The following is a 648-nucleotide window of genomic DNA, read 5'->3' on the forward strand; positions in this document are numbered from 1 at the left end:
TTGATACAGAGGAAGTATTGGTTGAAACTCAGCTGCGCGATTGGGCTCGTAGATTGCTAAATTGATCATGGGTACCTCACGGGAAAATAGAATTATTATCCGGTGGGTCTAACTGCTGACGAAGGGAGAAAGGCAAAAAAAAAGCCCCGTCCTAAACGAGGCATCTATTAAATGAGGTACTACTTTCTTATCTCTCAACAACCGTCATCTTCAAGGTCTTCACCAAACTCATCAAAACAAACCCGCTGTGGGAGAGCGACTCCCTTAGGGCGAAACAGATGATGGATCTGGAGATTGTTCAAAAACTCAGCTTGAATGAGTATTTTTATACTGTTACGTAGAATATCCGAGGTCGGGTTTAAAATCCAGCCGCAATTTTTCTTTACACCGTGCCGATCTGTGATTTGCGCGGTGCATTTACTTTCGTGGTCTGACTCCTGATTGCAGTTTGGGCAAAGGTACGTTGGGGCTGAACCGCCTTCACTGAGGTACTTGCGAAATTCTTCAGCGGTCGGCCAGGTGTAAGCATCGCAAATTTCCGGCAGGCGCTGTTCGCTGTAGAACTGTACAGGCGACTCATGACCTCGAATGTCCTCCAGAGACTGAAGAACCCGCTCTGGCGAAATGGATAGCACATCGCTGTATTCT

General features: G+C 46.8%; 1 protein-coding gene. It reads right to left on the bottom strand.

Annotation, left to right across the window (positions count from 1 at the left end; genetic code table 11):
• Window positions 1–194: 194 nt before the first annotated feature.
• Window positions 195–648, bottom strand: a 454-nt coding sequence (locus tag ACVRRC_RS22190) for a hypothetical protein (protein ID WP_472997607.1), incomplete at its 5' end; no start/stop codon positions are given.

The organism is Stutzerimonas sp. LR2 (assembly GCF_055755175.1).